At 34.7% G+C, this 20,297-nt stretch carries 18 protein-coding genes; 12 read left to right on the forward strand and 6 right to left on the reverse strand.

Annotation, left to right across the window (positions count from 1 at the left end; translation table 11 throughout):
* Positions 1-13 precede the first annotated feature (13 nt).
* Positions 14-988: a polyprenyl synthetase family protein gene (locus AC1DY0_RS10660; protein WP_477188585.1), complete on the reverse strand. Its 975-nt coding sequence runs from the start codon at positions 986-988 to the stop codon at positions 14-16.
* 290 nt (positions 989-1,278) lie between these two features.
* Between AC1DY0_RS10660 and AC1DY0_RS10665 the strand changes: the two genes are divergently transcribed.
* The 5 genes from AC1DY0_RS10665 (at position 1,279) to AC1DY0_RS10685 (ending at position 8,163) form a co-directional block, all read left to right on the forward strand.
* Positions 1,279-1,800, forward strand: coding sequence for a YceI family protein (locus tag AC1DY0_RS10665; protein ID WP_477188586.1), 522 nt, complete (start codon positions 1,279-1,281; stop codon positions 1,798-1,800).
* Positions 1,801-1,895: 95 nt separating this feature from the next.
* Positions 1,896-2,495, forward strand: coding sequence for a TetR/AcrR family transcriptional regulator (locus AC1DY0_RS10670; RefSeq protein WP_477188587.1), 600 nt, complete (start codon positions 1,896-1,898; stop codon positions 2,493-2,495).
* Entirely contained in the window at positions 2,492-3,844 is a 1,353-nt protein-coding gene (locus tag AC1DY0_RS10675; protein WP_477188588.1) for a TolC family protein, read from the forward strand. The genes AC1DY0_RS10670 and AC1DY0_RS10675 overlap by 4 nt, the downstream gene beginning before the upstream one ends.
* A gap of 6 nt (positions 3,845-3,850) precedes the next feature.
* The gene (locus AC1DY0_RS10680) at positions 3,851-4,915 is read left to right on the forward strand and encodes an efflux RND transporter periplasmic adaptor subunit (protein ID WP_477188589.1); all 1,065 of its coding nucleotides are present in this window, start codon (positions 3,851-3,853) and stop codon (positions 4,913-4,915) included.
* Between the two features lie 71 nt (positions 4,916-4,986).
* Positions 4,987-8,163 carry an efflux RND transporter permease subunit gene (locus AC1DY0_RS10685; protein WP_477188590.1) on the forward strand — a complete coding sequence of 1,059 codons (3,177 nt, stop codon included), beginning with the start codon at positions 4,987-4,989 and terminating at the stop codon, positions 8,161-8,163.
* Positions 8,164-8,299: 136 nt separating this feature from the next.
* Here the strand turns inward: AC1DY0_RS10685 and AC1DY0_RS10690 are convergent, their stop codons facing one another.
* Positions 8,300-9,604: an IPT/TIG domain-containing protein gene (locus AC1DY0_RS10690; RefSeq protein ID WP_477188591.1), complete on the reverse strand. Its 1,305-nt coding sequence runs from the start codon at positions 9,602-9,604 to the stop codon at positions 8,300-8,302.
* A gap of 722 nt (positions 9,605-10,326) precedes the next feature.
* On the opposite strand from AC1DY0_RS10690, the gene AC1DY0_RS10695 reads away from it, so the two are divergent.
* On the forward strand, positions 10,327-11,697 hold the full coding sequence (locus AC1DY0_RS10695) for an RCC1 domain-containing protein (protein WP_477188592.1): 1,371 nt from the start codon (positions 10,327-10,329) through the stop codon (positions 11,695-11,697).
* Between the two features lie 316 nt (positions 11,698-12,013).
* Here AC1DY0_RS10695 and AC1DY0_RS10700 read toward each other — a convergent pair whose 3' ends face one another.
* From AC1DY0_RS10700 to AC1DY0_RS10715, 4 genes are all read right to left on the reverse strand, one after another.
* Entirely contained in the window at positions 12,014-12,967 is a 954-nt protein-coding gene (locus AC1DY0_RS10700; RefSeq protein WP_477188593.1) for a CorA family divalent cation transporter, read from the reverse strand.
* Between the two features lie 63 nt (positions 12,968-13,030).
* Positions 13,031-13,456 carry a VOC family protein gene (locus AC1DY0_RS10705; protein ID WP_477188594.1) on the reverse strand — a complete coding sequence of 142 codons (426 nt, stop codon included), beginning with the start codon at positions 13,454-13,456 and terminating at the stop codon, positions 13,031-13,033.
* Positions 13,457-13,566: 110 nt separating this feature from the next.
* The gene (locus tag AC1DY0_RS10710; protein ID WP_477188595.1) at positions 13,567-14,163 is read right to left on the reverse strand and encodes a dihydrofolate reductase family protein; all 597 of its coding nucleotides are present in this window, start codon (positions 14,161-14,163) and stop codon (positions 13,567-13,569) included.
* Positions 14,164-14,320: 157 nt separating this feature from the next.
* On the reverse strand, positions 14,321-14,872 hold the full coding sequence (locus AC1DY0_RS10715) for a dihydrofolate reductase family protein (protein WP_477188596.1): 552 nt from the start codon (positions 14,870-14,872) through the stop codon (positions 14,321-14,323).
* A gap of 442 nt (positions 14,873-15,314) precedes the next feature.
* Here AC1DY0_RS10715 and AC1DY0_RS10720 point away from each other — a divergent pair, with 442 nt between their 5' ends.
* The 6 genes from AC1DY0_RS10720 (at position 15,315) to AC1DY0_RS10745 (ending at position 20,294) form a co-directional block, all read left to right on the forward strand.
* Positions 15,315-15,710 (forward strand): hypothetical protein, encoded by a 396-nt coding sequence (locus AC1DY0_RS10720; protein ID WP_477188597.1) that lies wholly within the window; start codon positions 15,315-15,317, stop codon positions 15,708-15,710.
* Entirely contained in the window at positions 15,703-16,266 is a 564-nt protein-coding gene (locus AC1DY0_RS10725; RefSeq protein WP_173505503.1) for an RNA polymerase sigma factor, read from the forward strand. The genes AC1DY0_RS10720 and AC1DY0_RS10725 overlap by 8 nt, the downstream gene beginning before the upstream one ends.
* A gap of 333 nt (positions 16,267-16,599) precedes the next feature.
* Positions 16,600-17,109: a YceI family protein gene (locus AC1DY0_RS10730; RefSeq protein WP_477188598.1), complete on the forward strand. Its 510-nt coding sequence runs from the start codon at positions 16,600-16,602 to the stop codon at positions 17,107-17,109.
* Between the two features lie 85 nt (positions 17,110-17,194).
* Positions 17,195-17,791 carry a TetR/AcrR family transcriptional regulator gene (locus AC1DY0_RS10735; protein WP_477188599.1) on the forward strand — a complete coding sequence of 199 codons (597 nt, stop codon included), beginning with the start codon at positions 17,195-17,197 and terminating at the stop codon, positions 17,789-17,791.
* Positions 17,791-19,128, forward strand: coding sequence for a TolC family protein (locus AC1DY0_RS10740; RefSeq protein WP_477188600.1), 1,338 nt, complete (start codon positions 17,791-17,793; stop codon positions 19,126-19,128). The genes AC1DY0_RS10735 and AC1DY0_RS10740 overlap by 1 nt, the downstream gene beginning before the upstream one ends.
* Before the next feature lie 23 nt (positions 19,129-19,151).
* Complete coding sequence (locus tag AC1DY0_RS10745) at positions 19,152-20,294, forward strand: efflux RND transporter periplasmic adaptor subunit (protein WP_477188601.1); 1,143 nt, start codon at positions 19,152-19,154, stop codon at positions 20,292-20,294.
* The last annotated feature ends 3 nt before the right edge of the window (positions 20,295-20,297 follow it).

Here is a 20,297-nt window from a genome sequence, read left to right on the forward strand (position 1 = left end):
GATATTAATATTGCTAAACTTTTCTTCCCATCAGGTTTTCGCCAAATGTTCTTAGCATTTCTTTTTTAGGAAGTTCTATATCCATTTTATCTAAGGTTTCAAATGCCTTGAATGTAAACATTTCTATCGCTTCTTGTGTAGCTTTTGAGCTGCCTGATTGATTAAAAATAGCTTTTGCAATTTCTATTTTCTTGGTATTGTCGTCTAATTGCGAGCTAAATAGTTTCTCTAATTCTGAAGCTTTTTCAGTGCTCGAAAATTCTAATGCTTTCAAATATAAGTAGGTCTTTTTATTTTCAATAATGTCCCCTCCTACTTGTTTTCCAAAAGTTTCCGGATCACCAAAAGCGTCTAAATAATCATCCTGTAGTTGAAAAGCCAATCCTAAATTGAGTCCAAAATCATAAATCAAATCGGCATTTTCTTCGGATGTGTTAGCAATAATAGCACCCATTTTCATAGCAGCCGCTACCAAAACAGCCGTTTTGTATTCTATCATTTTCAGATATTCCGGAATACTAACATCCTTACGGGTTTCAAAATCAACATCCCATTGTTGGCCTTCACAAACTTCGAGAGCTGTTTTGCTAAATAACTTAGCCAAATCCCTAAAAACAGTTGGCTCATATTGTTCAAAATATTGATATGCCAAAATAAGCATGGCATCACCCGACAAGATTCCGGTGTTAATATTCCATTTTTCATGAACGGTTTGCTCCCCTCTTCTTAAAGGCGCATCGTCCATAATATCATCATGCACCAGCGAAAAATTATGAAAAACCTCAACAGCCATCGCCGCTGGAAGCGCCTTTTTATAATCAGCATCAAAAACTTCTGAAGCCATTAAAGTCAATACAGGCCGCATTCTTTTCCCACCTAAACCCAAAATATAATCTATGGGGCCGTATAGATTATTGGGTTCTTTATTAATCGTTTGATTTTCTAAATAAGTAATAAAAAATTCTTGATACTGATAAATAGCGTGCATAAATAAGGTCTCGTTTACTTTTCCAGAGTCGATTTKGCTTGGATTTTAAAGCCCAAAGATACAATTCAAATATTAATTATTGGATTGTAAATTATTGTAAAAATGAAACTATAGTTTTTCCTTATGATATACATCGAAAAAAAACATTGGAAACTTTATTGGTATTTAAAGTTTCCTTATTACATTTGCAAAAACATTAGAAACTTTAATGGTGTTCAAAGTTTCCTAAATGCATTTTACAACATCAAAAAACAAAACACAAGGAAGTAACATTACTAAAAATAAGGATCATGGAAAATGAATGGGCAATTGATTCAAACGGATCAGACGTATTAATAAAATCTAGACATTCTCTAATTGGCTATATGCCAGGAAACAAAAACAATTTCAAAGGACATGTTGCCATAGAAAACGACCAAGTTGAAGATGCCTCGATTGAATTTTCATTGAATGTAAAAGACAAAGAAGCGAATTCGATACAGAAAAATAAAGATTTAAAATTCATTGATCTTTTTGACGAAGAAGAGAATCCATTGATACAATTCAAATCGACCTCTTTCCAGAAGATAAATAAAAACATCAATTTCTTGAAAGGCTTTCTAACTATCAAGAACATAACCAAAGTTGTTGAATTGGATACTGAATTTGTTGGATTCAATAATTACAATGGTGTTCAAAAAGCTTCTTTTGAAATTACTGGAAACATCAACCGTAAAGAATTTGGACTGAATTACAATATCCTTTCGTCAAATGGAGGTCATCCGATAGGGAAAGACATAAAGCTAATTGCCAACTTAGAATTTTCACATTAAGAATAACCAGTTCGTATAAAGCACAACAACAAACTAAAACTCATTTGACAACTAACTTTTACTTTATTATTCAATAACAACAAGTTACCCATAAAATGAAAGAAAAAATTATTTCAAAAGCAACGGAACTCTTCTTAAAACTTGGTTTTAAGAGTGTAACTATGGATGATATTGCCTGTGAAATGTGTATTTCAAAAAAAACGATTTATAAATTTTTTTGCAACAAAGAAATTCTGATCGCGGAAAGCACTGAGATGGTTCACAAAACAATTCATGAAAGCATCGATACAATCGCAGCAAAAAATTATAATGCTATCAAAGAAAATTTTGAAATCAAAAAGATGTTCAAAGAAATGTTTAAATCTGGAGAAGCTTCACCAGCTCATCAATTAAAAAAGCATTACCCTGAAATCTATGACAAAGTAATGTCTAGGGAAATAAACGAATGCAACACGGTCTTTAAACAAAATATTGAAAAAGGGATTCAACAGGGTTTGTACCGAGAACATTTAGACATCGACATCTATGTTAAATTTTATTACAACCTTATTTTCAGCATCCACGGAATGACGAGTTCTGAAAAAGAATCACAGAAATTAGAATTAGAAGCATTAGAATATCACACTAGAGCAATGGCAACGCCTAATGGAATTATAGAACTAGAAAAACAATTACAAAATCCAACCTTATCATGAAAAGAATACTTTTATTAACATTCTTGACTTTTGCTCTCACTGCACAATCCCAAGGGGTAAGCACAACAGCAACAAATCCGCTTACGTTAAAAGCGGCAATTAGCTATGCACTTGAGAACAAAGCCGATGCTAAAAAAGCAAAATTAGAAATTGAAAATAACGGTTACCAAATCGAAGAAATACGTTCTAGAGCTTTACCACAAATCTCTGCAAGCGGAAGCTTAATATACAATCCCGTTTTACAGACCAATGTACTTGACGGAGCAATGTTTGGACAACCTGGACAATCGATCCAAGTTGCTTTTGGGCAAAAATGGACTTCGGGAGCTGGAGTTTCATTAACACAAACGCTTTTTGACCAATCCGTTTTTACAGGTTTAAGAGCAGCACAAACCACGCGTGAGTTTTACCAAATAAACAATCAGTTGACAGAAGAGCAAATAATCGAAAGAGTAGCAAACAATTACTATTCCGTTTATGTTCTACGTGAAAGATTAACTTTATTGGACAGCAATTATGTTAATACGACAAAAGTACGCAACATTGTAAAAGGGCAATTTGATAATGGTTTGGCCAAAAAAATTGACTTGGATCGAATCATCGTAAAAATGTCGAATATCGATACTGACCGCGAGCAGGTAAGAAATCAAGTTCAGTTACAAGAAAATGCTTTGAAGTTTTATATGGGAATGCCAATTGAAACAAAAATTGAAATCCCAAGAACCGAATTTGAAGTAACACCACAAGTTTTGACAGAAGCACCAAATACCGCAAACAGAACGGAATTTTTGCTTATGAAAAAACAAGAAGAGTTATTGGAATTCCAAAAGACTGCAGTAAAAGCTGGATATTACCCAACACTTTCATTGGTTGCTGGCTATAACTACTTAGGACAAGGTCCAGAAGTACCGCTTTTTGCAAAACCTGCAGATGGTGTGTATTGGTCAGATTACTCTTCTGTTGGATTAAATTTAAAAGTTCCAATTTTTACTGGTTTCGGAACCCGTGCAAAAGTGAGACAAGCTGACGTGGACATCAGAATACAACAAGAAGACATCAAAGACACGCAACTTTCACTTGATTTGGAATACATAAATGCAAAAACTCAAATCGAGAACAACATTATAACCATTACAAATCAAAAAGAAAATATGAGTTTGGCCGCTGAGATTTTGAAAAATACCAAAAACAATTATCTACAGGGATTAGCTTCATTAACAGATTTATTGGATGCCGAAAACGCATCGCTTGAAGCACAGAACAATTATACCAGAGCAGTATTAGCTTACAAAATAGCAGAAATAACTTTAATCAAAACAAAAGGAGAACTTAAAACCCTATTAAACTAAAACAAGATGAAAAAGAATATAATAACTATAATCGTAATTCTAGGAGCATTAGGACTTATTGCTTTTACTTTAAATAAGAACAAAAAAGAGAATAAAGCTAAAACTGATATCGTTGCCGAAAAAAATGCAGCTGTATCTGTAAAAACAGCTCTGGTAAAAACAGAAGATGTTTCATTGGATTTCTTAGCCAATGGAAATTTTGAACCAATTCAAGAATTGACTTTTTCTGCTGAAAAATCAGGTAAAGTAATTAGCGTTTTGGTAAAAGAAGGGGATTATGTAAATGTTGGACAAACATTGGTAATCGTTAGAAGTGACGTTATAAATGTAAATGCCCAAACGGCAAAAGCTTCTTATGACAATGCAAAATCGGATTATGACCGTTATCTAAACGCTTTTAATTCAGGCGGTGTTACCAAACAACAATTGGATCAGGCAAAATTGGCTTTGACTAATGCTACAAACAACTTGAAACAAGCAAACATCAATGTTGGAGATACCAAAGTAAAAGCTCCAATTAAAGGATTCATCAATAAAAAATACATTGAGCCAGGTTCTATTTTAGCAGGAATGCCAGCTACAGCAATGTTTGACATTGTGAATGTTTCTAAATTAAAATTAAAAGTTACCGTAAACGAAAGTCAAGTAGCCAGTTTAAAATTAGGAAACACTATTAATGTTACTTCAAGTGTATTCCCTAATAAAACATTTGCAGGTAAAATTACTTTTATTGCTGCAAAAGCAGATGAAACCCTGAATTTTCCAGTTGAACTTGAAATCTCAAACAACGCTGATAACAGCTTAAAAGCGGGTATGTATGGAACTGCTAATTTTGGTTCTAAACAAAAACTACAATTAAAAGTAGTTCCTAGAAATGCTTTCGTAGGAAGTGTAAGCAGTAATGAAGTTTTTGTTGTAGAAAACGGTATCGCTAAATTGAAAAAAGTAACTTCTGGAAGAATCATAGGAGAACAAGTAGAAATAGTTGACGGATTATCTGATGGTGAAACTGTAATTGTTACAGGGCAAATTAACTTGCAAGACGGTAATACAGTAGAAATTATTAAATAATCAAAAGCATTAAGCTATACGCCATAAGCATTAAGCTTATTGCCTAAAGCCTAAAGCCTAAAGCCAAAAACATGAAATTAGCAGAAATATCCATAAAACGCCCGTCGATAATAATTGTATTGTTTACGATTCTTACCCTTGGCGGACTGTTCAGCTATAGCCAATTGGGCTATGAATTGATTCCTAAATTCGAACAAAACGTAATCACCATTGCTACCATTTATCCGGGAGCTTCTCCAAGTGAGGTTGAAAACACGGTTACCAAAAAAATTGAGGACGGAATCGCCTCTTTGGAAAACATCAAAAAAATTGATTCCAAATCATACGAAAGTTTGTCTGTAGTTACGGTTACACTAACAACACAAGCAAAAGTTGACGTTTCGATGAATGACGCACAGCGAAAAATCAATGCTTTGATAAGTGATTTACCAGATGATGCCAAAACACCGTCGTTATCTAAATTCTCGTTGAGTGATTTACCAATTATGACTATTGGTGCCAACGGAAAAATGGACGAAGCTGCTTTTTATGATTTGATTGATAAAAAAATTGCTCCCGTATTATCTCGTGTAACGGGTGTGGCACAGGTAAATATTATTGGTGGTCAGGAAAGAGAAATTCAAGTGAATCTTGATGCAGTAAAAATGCAAGGTTACGGACTTTCGGTTCCACAAGTACAACAAGTTATTTTGACTTCAAACTTGGATTTCCCAACTGGAAACATCCAAACCCGTAATCAAAAAATATTAATCCGTCTTGCTGGAAAATACAAGAATGTTGAAGAACTAAGAAACTTAGTTGTTTCTTCTAAAGGCGGAATTGAAATTCGTTTGAGAGATATTGCCGATGTACAAGATGCGCAAAAAATTGCCGAGAAAATTTCTCGTGTCGATCAAAAAAGCGCGATTATTTTACAGGTAATTAAACAATCAGATGCGAATGCCGTAGCGGTAAGTGAACTATTGCACAAAAGCATTAGTAAATTAGAAAGCGATTATAAAACCAACGAATTAAAACTGGAAATAGCCAAAGACAGTACGGTTTACACCCTGGAAGCTGCAGATTCTGTAATTCACGATTTAATGATCGCGGTAGTATTGGTTGCTTTTGTAATGTTGTTCTTCTTGCACAGTATTAGAAACTCATTGATTGTAATGGTTTCGATTCCTGTTTCGTTAATTGCAACCTTCATTGGAATTTACCTAATGGGATATACGTTGAACTTGATGAGTTTATTAGGGCTTTCACTTGTGGTTGGTATTCTCGTCGATGATGCGATTGTGGTATTGGAAAATATCTACAGGCATATGGAAATGGGTAAAAGCCGAGTTCGAGCCGCCTTTGACGGAACAGCCGAAATCGGTGGAACTGTAACTTCTATTACATTGGTAATTGTGGTGGTGTTTTTACCAATTGCAATGAGTTCTGGATTGGTATCGAATATTATCACGCAGTTTTGTGTTACCGTAATTATTTCAACATTGTTTTCATTGTTGGCTTCGTTTACAATTATTCCGTGGTTGTCTTCTCGTTTTGGTAAATTGGAACACATTGAAGGGAAAAACTTGTTCGGGAAAACTATTCTTGGATTCGAAAGCTATTTAACTCGCTTTACAAACTGGGTTACCGAATTATTAAAATGGTGTTTGGATCATTATTTCAAAACAATTGCTGTTGTACTTGTCTTGTTCTTTGGTTCGACTATCGGATTAATGGGTGGTGGTTTTATTGGTGGAGAATTCTTTGCCTCTTCAGATAGTGGGGAGTTTTTGGTTCAAATCGAAATGCCAAAAGACGCTTCATTGGAACAATCAAACTTTATGACTCAAAAAGCGGAAGCCTTTTTGAAAAATCAAGAGTATGTTCATAGCCAGATTACGACTGTAGGACAAACCAGTGAAGGTATGGGTGGCGCACAAGCAACTGCATACAAAGCTGAGATTGACGTAAAAATGATTGACCAAGCAGAACGTACAGATGATGCATCGGTATATGCTGCAAAAATCAAACGTAAATTGGAAAAAGTATTGGTTGGAGCCAAAGTAAAAACAGTTCCAGTTGGAATTTTAGGTACTGCCGAAAATGCAAAACTTGGACTGATTGTAACAGGACCTTCTACCGAAGCTGCTATGGCATTCGCCAAATTAGCCGAAGCTGAATTGCGTACCATTCCAGGAACAACCGAGATTAAACTAACCGTTGAAGATGGAAATCCTGAAATCAATGTACAAGTGGACCGTGATAAAATGGCTGCATTAGGACTAACACTTCAAACTGTTGGTATGACTATGCAAACTGCTTATAGTGGTAACACGGATGGAAAGTTTAGAGCTGGTGAATACGAGTATGACATCAACATTAAATACAATGCTTTTGACAGAAAAAATATTACTGACGTAAGTAATCTAATTTTCATCAACAATGCGGGTCAACAAATCAAATTGTCTCAATTTGCTGCTATTACTGAAGGTTCAGGACCTAGCCAATTGGAACGTCGTGACAAATCGGCTTCGGTAACGGTACAAGGTCAAAACGTTGGGGTTCCAACAGGAACAATTGTAACACAATGGCAAGCCAAACTGGACAAACTTAAAAAACCAGTTGGTGTAAATTACATTTGGGGTGGAGACCAAGAAAATCAAAGCGAAGGTTTTGGTACTTTGGGAATCGCTTTATTGGCCGCTATTGTCTTGGTTTACCTTGTAATGGTTGGTTTGTATGATAGTTTTATGCACCCGTTTGTGGTATTGTTTGCTATTCCGCTTTCGTTTATTGGAGCGATGCTGGCTTTAGCGTTAACGAATAATACATTGAATATATTTACCATTTTGGGTATCATTATGTTGATAGGTCTGGTGTGTAAGAATGCGATTATGCTTGTGGATTACACCAACCAGCGAAGAGCTGCCGGCGAAAGCATCAGAACGGCATTGATTCAAGCGAATCACGCTCGTCTTCGTCCAATTTTGATGACGACAATTGCGATGGTTTTCGGTATGTTCCCTATTGCATTGGCTTCTGGAGCTGGTGCCGAATGGAAAAATGGTTTGGCTTGGGTAATTATTGGTGGATTGATTTCATCGTTATTCCTAACCTTGATTATTGTTCCTGTTATTTATGAAATCATGGAGAAAATCAAAGCCAAATTATCTAAAGGAGAAAAAGTGGATTATGAAGCCGAAATGGTTGCCGATTATGACCACAAAGAACTAAGCGAGGATGGTTTCAATCCGAAACATACTGTTTAAAATAGGTTTTTATTAATACTGAAAAAGGGCTTTCAAAATATTTGAAAGCCCTTTTTTATGAAGTGTTTTTAACTCAAATTACACAATAAAACCCACAGATGACACAGATTAGGATAGTGTTTTTGAATTCTTTTAATTATAAATAACGCTTGAGTATTTTATCTGTAGAAAAAGCCCAAACAACATTGTTTTTATATGAAATATTCCTAATGGGTTGGTTATGGGTATAGTCTAAAGTCCAAGCGGTACCGCCATTTGTAGTTTTATAAATTTTATTTTCTAAAATTGCCCAACCGGTATTGGCATCTTTAAAAGCAAATTTTGTAAACTTTTCTCCATTGTAAATTGGCGTCCAAGAATCTCCACCATTGGTTGTTTTAAATAACTTAACATCTAATAAAGTTTGGAAGTATTGATTTACTAAAAGAAAACCTGTTTCTAGATCTACAAAGCAAATCTCTCTTGCAAAATACCCCCCTGGTTCATTAATAAAAGGATACTCTTTCCACCCATCTGTTTTATTATTTTTGAATAAAATAAAAGGTCGGTTATCAGTAAAGCCTTCATTATTCTTTATAGTTTTATAGCCAATTGCCCAAAAATGATCGTTATCAATTTCTGCTGATTGGAAAAGATCAGCCGTATTATCTCCTATTTCATAAACTTTTGTAAAATCAACCCCATTAGAAGTTGTAAAAACCTTTCCGTTTCGTGTAACAACTGTTCCGTCATTCATGTTAGCATCTACATACATACAATAATAATCTTCCGTAGTGTTTTCTATTTTAGCAAATGTCTCTTGACCTAAATACCCGCCAGCTGTAATTTTAGTAAGATTATGGAGCCCGTATGAACTACTCCATCCTTCATCATTTGTAGTAGCATAAAACCTTGTGCCGTTTGCCCATTTACTCCACGTAATACCTCCGTCTAAGGTCTTAGAAACACCCCCAAGATATAATATTTTATCACTAATCATTTGAATATTGTCTGTTGATCCATCTCTTTCTAAAGTTCTTTCCTGCGCTATCCAATCTGTCAAAGAACGGGCAGGAAGAATACCTATATTTCCACTGTAATTATTTTTGACTTCATTATTTACTGTTTTCCCATCTACTGTAAGTACCATTTTCGGCAATACTTTTTCAGTGGCTGGCAATTTAAAAGTTATCTCTGCTGCGGTAGTTGAAACAATTGTTGCTGCAACTCCATCAAAAGTTATTTTTATAGCGCTTATTTTGTCCGAAAAATTTTCACCATATATGGTAACTGTTTCTCCAGTTTCTCCAGAATTTTTAGAATACGATGTTACTTTTGCAGKTTTTATAACTAGAACTGGTGGCTCTGGAGTTGCCCCTAAATCATTTCCAGAATCTGAACTACAGCTATTCAAAGTTAAAAAAAGTTGCAACGTCGCTACTAATAAAATTCTTTTTTTCATTTTCATTTTTTTTATATTTCTTACTCAACTAATTATTTTTTTCCCAAGGCCCCATAACTTTTAGCTTTATTTGATGTTTCTTGACAATTGTAAACCAAATAAAAGTCTGCCGATCATTTCTGTGAATATCTGTTGAACCTTTTCCCAAATATAGAAAATAATAGTCACAAACTTACAAAGCATAAATTTTATTCATTTCAACCCTTTTTATGCTTCGCCCAGCAAAATAGGGCATCCGAAGAAAAAATAATGCCCTAATATGAGCTTCGAACCAAGCTTCACTTTCATTTTTATTAAGCTGACTTAGCTTAAACCTACGTTAACTTAGGATAAACCTACGTTGGCTTAGCTTAAACCTACGCTGACTTAGTATTAACCTACGTTGACTTAGGTTAAACCTACGTTGTCTTAGCATAAAGACACGCTGACTTAGCATAAAGACACGTTGGCGTAGTATAAAGCTAAGGTTTTGTCCTTTTTGTTAGGTAAAAACGAGCTGATAGAAGTCTGATCCCGATAATAATCCACAACAACTACACCCCCCGCTCCGCAAAGTCATGAGACTTTGTGAAGCTCGGGCTTTGTGCAACGGGGCAAATTTTATTTTTTGTCGGTTTCTTATTTTTTTGTAGGAATAGAACGAGTATATTTGGAAGCCCATATATTACTTAGGCAGTAAGTACTACTTGTAGACAATGTTGAAAAATCAAACTAAATAAAACATGAAAAAATTATCTTTATTATTTCTATTCATAATACTAAATAATTCAGTTTATTCTCAATGCTGGCAAGATATAGCACTAGGCGGAGCGCATACAATTGCTTTAAAAACAGACAGCTCATTGTGGGGTTGCGGTTGGAATCAATATGGACAACTGGGTGATGGGAGCTTTACTAATAAAAGTCAACTAGTTCAAATTGGTATTGATACCGATTGGAAAACTATCACAAATGGAAGCAATGTACATACATTGGCTATAAAAATGAATGGGACATTATGGGGATGGGGGTACAATAGACATGGAGAAATTGGAGATGGTACAAATATTAATAGAAATACCCCAACACAAATAGGTAATGATAAAAATTGGAAATTAGCAGTTGCTGGCAGAACATTTTCCATTGCAATAAAAACTGATGGTACACTATGGACATGGGGTAAGAATACTAACGGACAATTAGGTGATGGAACAAATACGGACAGAAACTTTCCAATGCAAGTGGGGACAGATACGGATTGGAAATCTGTATCGGCTGGAACAGATTATTTAGTTGCTTTAAAAAATAATGGAACCTTATGGTCTTGTGGCAGCAATAATGGTAGTCAGCTAGGAATTGGTTGGAATTTACCTGACAAAAACACTTTAATTCAAATTGGGATTGATAACGACTGGAACTTTATTTCTGCAAAGACTGCTACAACAATTGCATTAAAAACCAATGGAACATTGTGGGCATGGGGAAATAATAATTATGGACAATTTGGAAACGGAAGCACTATATATAGTGATATACCAATACAGATTGGATTGGAAACAAATTGGAAAGCTTTAGCAAGTGGAGATCTTAATACCTTAGCAATAAAATCAGATGGAAGTATTTGGAGTTGGGGATATAATGAATTAGGAGAATTGGGAAATTCAACCAATCAAGATCAGTTATATCCAATCCAAATTGGAACTGATAAAGATTGGCAATCTATTTTTGCTGGAGGAGTTTTTTGCGCGGCAATAAAAAGTGATGGTTCTTTATGGAATTGGGGCTCAAATCTTTCAGGAACATTAGCAAACGGAACCTTAATTGACACCAATTATCCTAGTATGGTAAATTGTTCGACATTAAAAGTTACCGATTTTTCAGAGAATGAATCTTTTTCAATCTTTCCAAATCCTGTAAAAGAAACAATTAACATTGAAACCAATATAAACAATCCTATTCATAATATAAAAATTATTGATTCTACAGGTAAATTAATTTTGGAGATAACTGATAATTTTCATCAAATAAATGCCCGGAAATTTCAACAAGGAATGTATATTATTATAATTGAAGCTGAAGGAGGATTCTACAAAAGAAAATTTATTAAAGTATAAGTAACTTAGCTAAGGTCGTTGTGAAATGTAATTGCCTTTTTATGAATCATGAGACATTATTTTGTTTCGACACCTCAAATTTAAAATAAATACGGACTGCCATTGTCGCAATGGCAGTTCGTATTAAAACAATGGAGTCCCTTGCAGAAACAATGACAGATCATGTTCAAACAATGAAAAGTGCCTCTCAAACAATAAAATGCTCTTTCATAACAATACGCTTTCAAGGGACAGTAATTATAACTCTTGCTAACACAATGACTATTTTGTTTGACAATATCAATACTCGTGTTATTTATTAGCTTTTCAAAATGATTTACAACCATTTCTTTCTCTTAAAATAGAGATAAGGCAAGGCTGCCGCAAATACCATTGCAATTATTGCCAAAGGATATCCCAAAGGCGCTTGAAGTTCTGGCATATTTTCAAAGTTCATCCCATAAAGTCCCGCAATAAATGTTGGCAGAGAGATACAGACCGTAACAACGGTAAGCATTTTGAAAATATGATTTTGTTCCAAATCAATTTTATTCGACACATTTTCCTTTAGATCGTCCAATCGGTCAAAATTAAATTGGATGTAATCCGAAACTACAGATAAGTCATTCAGTTCCGATTCAATGGTTTCTTTTATATCATTTTTTTGTTGCCAAGAACTTTTCTTATACAAGTTGAAAACTCGGGTAGTTTCAAGTAAGCATTCTTTTAGGAGCAAGTTGTTGAAATTATATCTTGTGATAAGATCCATAACTTCTGCAGAGAATTTTTTTTCCAATAAGATGGTACTCGCGAGAGCCTTTACTTTTTTGGTTTCGCTCTCCGTAATATCGGCAAAATAGTCAGAAATGAATTCAATCTGAAATTTTAAAATAGTCTTTGTATCTATTGATTGTTGTAATTGTGAAAATTTGTATGAATACGTTTTATTGAAAAAAAGATCGACTCCCGAGTTGGAGAAGAAAAAAAGACCTTTGGAAGAAATTATAAAGAAAACAGGTGATTCAATCAGTTTTTTATCCTCGTCGTAGTAAGGAATTGAAATATGAAAAGACACTTCATTATCATTTGACAAAAAATGAGAACTGATCTCGATATCCTCATAATGCTTCATTACCGAAAAATCGACTCCAAACTTATCCTCAACCCAGTTTATTTCCTCATCTGTGTAATCGATGAATTGCATTACATGAAAATCCAAATTCTGATCTAGAATTTCACTAGGCCTATTTACTTTGATAATTTCTTTGTTCTTCAATAGAATTTCTATCATAATTTGCTTTTATTTAGAATGTCCCGATAATACGGATTTAATTAGTTTGTGCGATGTCAGTGCTTATGTTTTGTAAACAAAATCTATCATCCATTCAATACCGTATTTGTCCCTGAACATCCCAAAATAAGAACCCCAAGGACTGTCTTCAATAGGCACTTCAATATTTCCGCCTGCTGAAAGTCCGTTAAACAACTTGTCGGCTTCTTCACGGCTTTCTGCCATAATACATATTTTAGATCTGTTTTCATTTTCATTTACTTTACCCATAATTTCCGGAACATCATTGCCCATTAAAAAATTTTGACCAATAGATAAAGCAATGTGCATTATTTTATTGGCTTCATTTTCTGGTACCGGGTAATCAGCGTTTGATATATCTTTGAAACGAACAATTCTTTCGAACTCTCCACCAAATACTGATTTATAAAAATTGAATGCTTCTTCGGCATTTCCGTTGAAGTTAACGTGAGGATTAATAAGTGCCATAATTTCTATTTTTTAAAATTATTTTTTAGTTATTTTTTTTAGGATGTGAAAAAACACAAATTCAGAAGAAGTCCTTAACCTAATGTCATTGAGCAAGAACCTACTGATTCCTAAGCTCCCATAGTACCTGTCTCTACTTCTCCTGCTCGTTTGTATTTGGCAATAATCACTCCGGATGGTGTAACCAAACTCTTTGTTAAAGTATAGGTTGCCGGAATCGAGCCGTCGTCAAACAACTTTTTCCCTTGACCTAGAATCAATGGGTGAATTTTGAGACTGAGTTCGTCCACAAAATCATTCTTAAGCAACAGCTGAACGAGTTTACTGCTGCCCCAAACTTGAATATCTGAACCCTCTGAATTTTTGAGCTTTTTTATATCTTCCAAACTTTCTATAAATACAGTGTTTTTCCAGTCTGTTTTTTTCAAGGTATTGGACATCACGTATTTTGTGCCCTCATTGATACCAGGCCAAATATCTGCGTGATTAGGCCAGAAAGCGGCCCAAATATCAAATGTTTTCCTGCCCAAAAGATAATCTGCAGGTTGCTTCAGCTCTTCTTGCACCGCCTCACCACCAACCTCATCATCGAAAGGCGCGCTCCAACCGCCATACTTGAAACCTTCTGATGGGTCTTCCTCAGGTCCGCCAGGGGCTTGCATTACTCCATCTAATGAAATAAATGACAAAACAATTATTCTTCTCATGATTATTATAATTTGAGTTTTAAAAAAGTAAATACAATGTCAATGTATGCGAATGTGACAATCATGAAAGCTGCACATTTATTATTGTCCTAACCCTATTTTAATAGTAGTACTTGATCCTCCTTTTCGCCAAAACTCTGTTAGCGATTCGTTTTTTTTATTCTTTTTTCAGTTCGTAGTAAAGGATTACTGCACCACCACCAAAAGTTTTAGTCTTTATGAGTTTAAGAATAGTCCTTTCGTTTATATTTTCAAATAATGGCAAACCTGTTCCCGCTATAACAGGATAAACACAAAATTGATATTCATCAATCAAATTAAGTTTCATTAACTGTATGATTAAACTCCGGCTGCCAACTAAAATCGCTCCACCCGATTGTTGTTTGAGTTCTAAAACTTCTTCTTCAATTGTTTGATTTGACAATTTAGCGCTGTCCCAATCGGTATTTTTCAGCGAACGTGAAAAGACGATTTTTGAAATTTTGTCAATAGCCATAGCAAAGTCGTCCATTGATTTTTCCCCTGAAGGATTTTTAACCAAAGTTTGCCAATATTGCATAAGTTGATAGGTTATTCTGCCGTATAGAATTGCATCTCCTTCTCTTAATAGTTCCGTATAATGCTGATGAATTTCTTCATCGGGAATTCCTGCTGTATGATCGAAAACCCCATCAAGTGTCATATTGATTGCTGCAATTATCTTTCTCATATCTTGTCTCTAATTATCATTTCATCATTCGTTGTTGGTTTTGCGAACATCTTACAATGACCACTAACTCATTTATAGGCCTTGCAAAATCACTCTAATCGACCTCAATCTGGGGAGTTTGGTCTGAGATAAAGGGTAGCTGTATTGCCTTTCAAATTTAATAAATAATATTCACAAATAAATTTTGTACGCTAGTAATCAAAACTTTATCCATCCCATCGGACATACGCAACGAAATTGAAATTATTTCCATGTCAAAGAAAATTTCATTCTTGAACAACCTTTGTAACAGACACATTGCAGTAATTTTATCCAATGTTATTTGTACTTTCAAAAAAAATTAAAAAAAAATAGCATTTCTGTAAAATATTTATCCTGTTCATTTGTCTACATAAATAGAAGGCTTCTAGAAATGAATTTAAAAACAAATAAAAATTATAAAATGAAAAGAAAAGGTTTTAAAATAGCAGGAATGGTATTGCTTGGCATCGGAGCAGCTGTAGGATTTACTTTTGCAGTAATGCTGTTGTGGAATTCGCTTATTCCTAGCATATTCGGATTGGGAATTATCAGTTTTTGGCAAGCATTGGGATTACTTGTGCTTTCACGTCTTTTGTTCGGAGGTTTCGGGCACTCAGGAGGACACCGATTTGGTGGAATGCATCATAGAAAAGGTTTACGTGAAAAATGGACGAGTATGACCCCCGAAGAACGTAAAGAATTCATAAACAAACGTAAAGAGCACATGTGCGGAGGAAGATTTGGTCGCAGACATTTCTTTGATGATAGGGATTTTGATTTTGAAAGAACTGATTTCGACAAAAAAGATAATGAGTAATAACCAACGGCAGGATGTCGGAACTCTGGTAACAACCTATAAACCTAGATTGAACGCGTTTATCCGTAAACGCGTTTCAAACAAGGAAGACGCGGAAGACATTTTGCAGGACGTTTTTTACCAACTGGCAAAAGTGGATACTGCGATGAATCCCATTGAGCAAGTGGCAGCTTGGTTGTATCGGGTAGCCCGCAACATGATAATCAATAAACAAATTAAGAAGCATGAAGAAGAATTACCTTCGTACCAAAACGATGACTATGATGATGTCCTGAAAGATATTTCCGAAATGCTATTCAGTAAACAAACATCACCATCTCCCGAAACAGAGTACTTACGCTCTTTGTTGTGGGTTGAACTAGAAGACGCATTATCAGAATTGCCTCAGGAACAAAGGGAAGTCTTTGAAAAAACGGAATTAGACGGTCTGTCATTCAAAGAAATATCCACAGAAACTGGTATCTCTGTCAACACATTGCTTTCGCGAAAACGGTATGCTGTTTTGCATTTGCGAAAGCGATTATCAGAGTTGTATGAAGAAATCATTTATTCCTGATTATTTCAACTAATTCATTTAAAAATAGAGAAAACTTTACTGTTCCGAAAAGTCATGAAAAATTTACTTAACGTATAGAGATCAACAATTCTAATAGGGCTCAATTAGTTAATTTTCTATTCTTTTTTCTTCAGGCTTTTCTTCAATCTTATAGGTATAGACACAAATGATAAAATAGAGCATAACAGCCCTACGTTATATTAACCAGACTATATCTAAAACATAATCACTTAATTTCCAATACAATCTAAACAAAACCATGGAAACTTATTTTGTTTATAAAGTTTCCTTATATATATTTGCACTACAAAATTATTACAAAAATCAGAAAACATGAAAAACGAATGGGAAATTGATTCTAACGAATCAGACGTATTGATAAAGACGAGACATTCATTGATTGACTACATGTCTGGATCCAAAAATAATTTTAAAGGACACGTTGCCATACAAAACAACGAAGTCGAAGATGCCTCTATTGAATTTTCATTGAAAGCGAACGACAAGAGCAAAAATTCAGATTTGAAATTAATAGACTTTTTTGATTATAATGAAACACCAGTTATTCAGTTCAAATCGACTTCTTTTCAAAAAATAAATAAAAACATCAATTTCCTAAAAGGACATTTGACCATCAAAAACATTACAAAAGAAGTGGAATTGGACACCGAATTCATTGGTTACAACAACTACAATGGAGTCCAAAAAGCATCATTTGAAATTACGGGAAATATCAACCGAAAGGATTTTGGCCTGAATTATAATACCTATTTCAATAATGGAGGATACGCAGTTGGTTCTGATATTAAACTTATAGCCAATTTAGAATTCGTTCATCAATAAAATCGATAGAAATCCCATTTGGCGAAATACATTTCTTTTATAATTTTACAATAACCAACTAATAAACAACCACATACGACAAAACATGAAAGACAAAATCATATCCAAAGCAAGTGATTTATTTTTAAAACTTGGTTTTAAAAGCGTCACTATGGATGATATCGCGGGTGAAATGTGCATTTCCAAAAAAACGATTTATAAATATTTTTGCAACAAAGAAATATTGATTGAAGAAAGCACGGAAATGGTTCACAAGACCGTTCATGAAGTTATAAATACCATTGTTGCCAAAGATTACAATGCGATTGAAGAGAATTTTGAGATTCGAAAAATGTTCAAAGAAATGTTTCAAGCCACAGATACTTCTCCATTATATCAATTAAAAAAACATTATCCCGAAATCTATCAAAAGGTAATGAACAGAGAACTGGACGAATGTAATATGTGTTTCAAACAAAATATAGAAAAAGGGATTCAACAAGATTTATACCGAAATGATTTGGACATTGATGTTTACGTAAAATTTTATTACTCGTTAATTTTTAGCATCAAGGAGAACACTATTTCCGAAAGAGAATCGACTAAACTGGAGCTAGAGGCACTGGAATACCACACCAGAGCAATGGCAACGCCAGAAGGAATAGTCGAGCTTGAAAAACAATTACTTAAAACCAATATATAATGAAGAATATATTCATTCTAACCCTTACCTTTTTGGCTTTGAGCGTCAATGCACAGGACTCGCCTAAGAGTTACAGCTTTACATTACAGCAAGCCATAGACCACGCGCTCGAAAATAATTACTCGGCTATCAATTCTGGTCGCGATATCGAAGCTGCCAAAGAAAAAAAATGGGAAACTACTGCAATGGGATTACCACAAATTAATGCCGGTGTTGATTTTACCAATAATTTCGTGTTGCAAAAATCGGTTGTTCCGGCAGAATTCTTTGGCGGAGAACCCGGAACTTATGCAGAAGTAGCTTTTGGAACCAAATACAATATGGTGGCTCATTCCACTTTAAGCCAGCTTATTTTTGACGGCTCTTATATTGTGGCACTTCAAGCGTCCAAAACCTATTTGGCTTATTATGAAAACGCCAAAAAAAGATCGAATATTGACATCAAGGAAATGGTGATCAACTCTTATGGCAACGTGTTACTGGCCCAAGAAAACATAATTATCCTAGAAAAAAACATTGCTTCCCTACAAAAAACGTTAAACGATACCAAAGCCATTTACAAAAACGGTTTAATCGAAGAAGAAAGCGTTGAGCAACTGGAAATCACATTGGCCTCATTGGAAAGCACTTTAAACTACAACAAGCGTTTATTGGACATCACCTACAAAATGTTGAAAATTAATTTGGGTATTGACATTAATGACCAAATCACTTTGACCGACAAATTGGATGTCTTGACCATTCAAAATATGGATCTTTCCTTTTCAAATACGGGATTTGACGTGAACAACAATATCGATTATAGAATAGCCACCAATTTTGAAGAGCAAAGAACACTGGAATACAAACTGGAAAAAAGTAAAGCCCTACCCTCCTTGGCTGCTAATGTTAATTTTGGATACACTGCTTTTAAAGATGAATTTCAATTTTTTACCGAACACCAAAACTGGTTTAACTATTCGAATTTAGGACTTGCTTTGAATGTTCCTATTTTCAGCAGTTTGGCAAGAAGTTCCAGAACACAACAAGCAAAAATTGCCTTGGATCAAGCAAAAACTGTCTTGAGCGAAACCGAACAAAAATTAAAATTGCAATATGCTACCGCAAAAAGCGAATACGAATACAGCATCGCCGATTATGAAACAGCAAAAAGCAATTTGAATCTGGCAGAAAGAATTGAGAAAAAGCAACAAATTAAATTTACCGAAGGACTCTCAACCAGCTTTGATTTTAATGATGCACAACGTCAGTTGTACAGCGCTCAACAAAAGTACCTGCAAACGATGGTTAACATCATCAACAAAAAAGCCAGTTTAGAAAAAATCACAACTAAATAACTACTCCTATTAAAACTAAAAATATGAAAAAGATAATAATCCTAATCACCCTTTCAATTGTATTGATTGCCTGTAACTCATCCGAGAAAAACCAATCTGTCGAGAGTATTATTGCATCCAAAGACGCAAAAGCATTAACCGCAAAAAAAGCCGAGCTACAATCCCAACTTACCCAAATAGACGAAGCATTGGCTACTTTGGACGTAAACAAAGAAGTGGAAGCGTTGGTTACTGCCGTAAAATTGAAAGACACTTTATTCAACCATTATCTTGAAGTACAAGGAAACATTAATACCAATGAAAATGTATTAATTCAACCTGAATTTCCAGGAAACTTAGTGGAATTGAATGTAAAAGCAGGACAAAAAGTTACCAAAGGACAAGTTTTAGGACGCACCGATGATGGCGGTATGAGTCAACAATTGGCTAGTGCCGAAAATCAATATGCTCTTGCCAAAACGACTTTTGAGCGTCAAAAAAACCTATGGAGTCAAAAAATTGGTTCTGAAATTCAATATCTTCAGGCTCAAACCCAAATGATTTCAGCGCAAAAATCAGTAGCGCAAATCAAAGCCCAAATTGCAAAAACCGTAATCAAAGCACCATTTTCAGGAACTATTGATGAACTTTTTGTTGAAAAAGGAGAAGTTGTTTCAGCCAGTCCAAAAGGATTAATGCGAATCGTGAATCTAGGAAATATGTATGTTTCTACTTCTATACCGGAAACGTATATCGGAAAACTAAAAATAGGTACTGAAGTAGATGTATACTTATCTTCATTGGGCAAAACCTATAAAGGAAAAGTTCGTCAAATTGGAAACTTCATCAATCCGAACAACAGAAGTTTCGGAATCGAAGTTAGCGTTCCTAATCCAGAGAATTTATTGCGCCCTAACCAAGTGGCTAAACTGAAAGTGATTGATTATGTAAGTAACAATGCTGTGGTTGTTCCAACCAATGTGATTCAGCAAGACGGCAAGAAAAACAGTTTTGTTTATACGGTAGCCAACTCAAACGGAAAAACAGGTATAGCCAAAAAAGTGATTGTTAAAACTGGCCAATCCTCAGACAATGTAACCGAAATTTTAAGTGGTTTAGATACCGACGCCATAATAGTTACTGAGGGTATGAACACCATTTCTGATGGGATGAAACTTAACTTCTAAAAA

Source organism: Flavobacterium sp. P1_E4, from assembly GCF_056405915.1.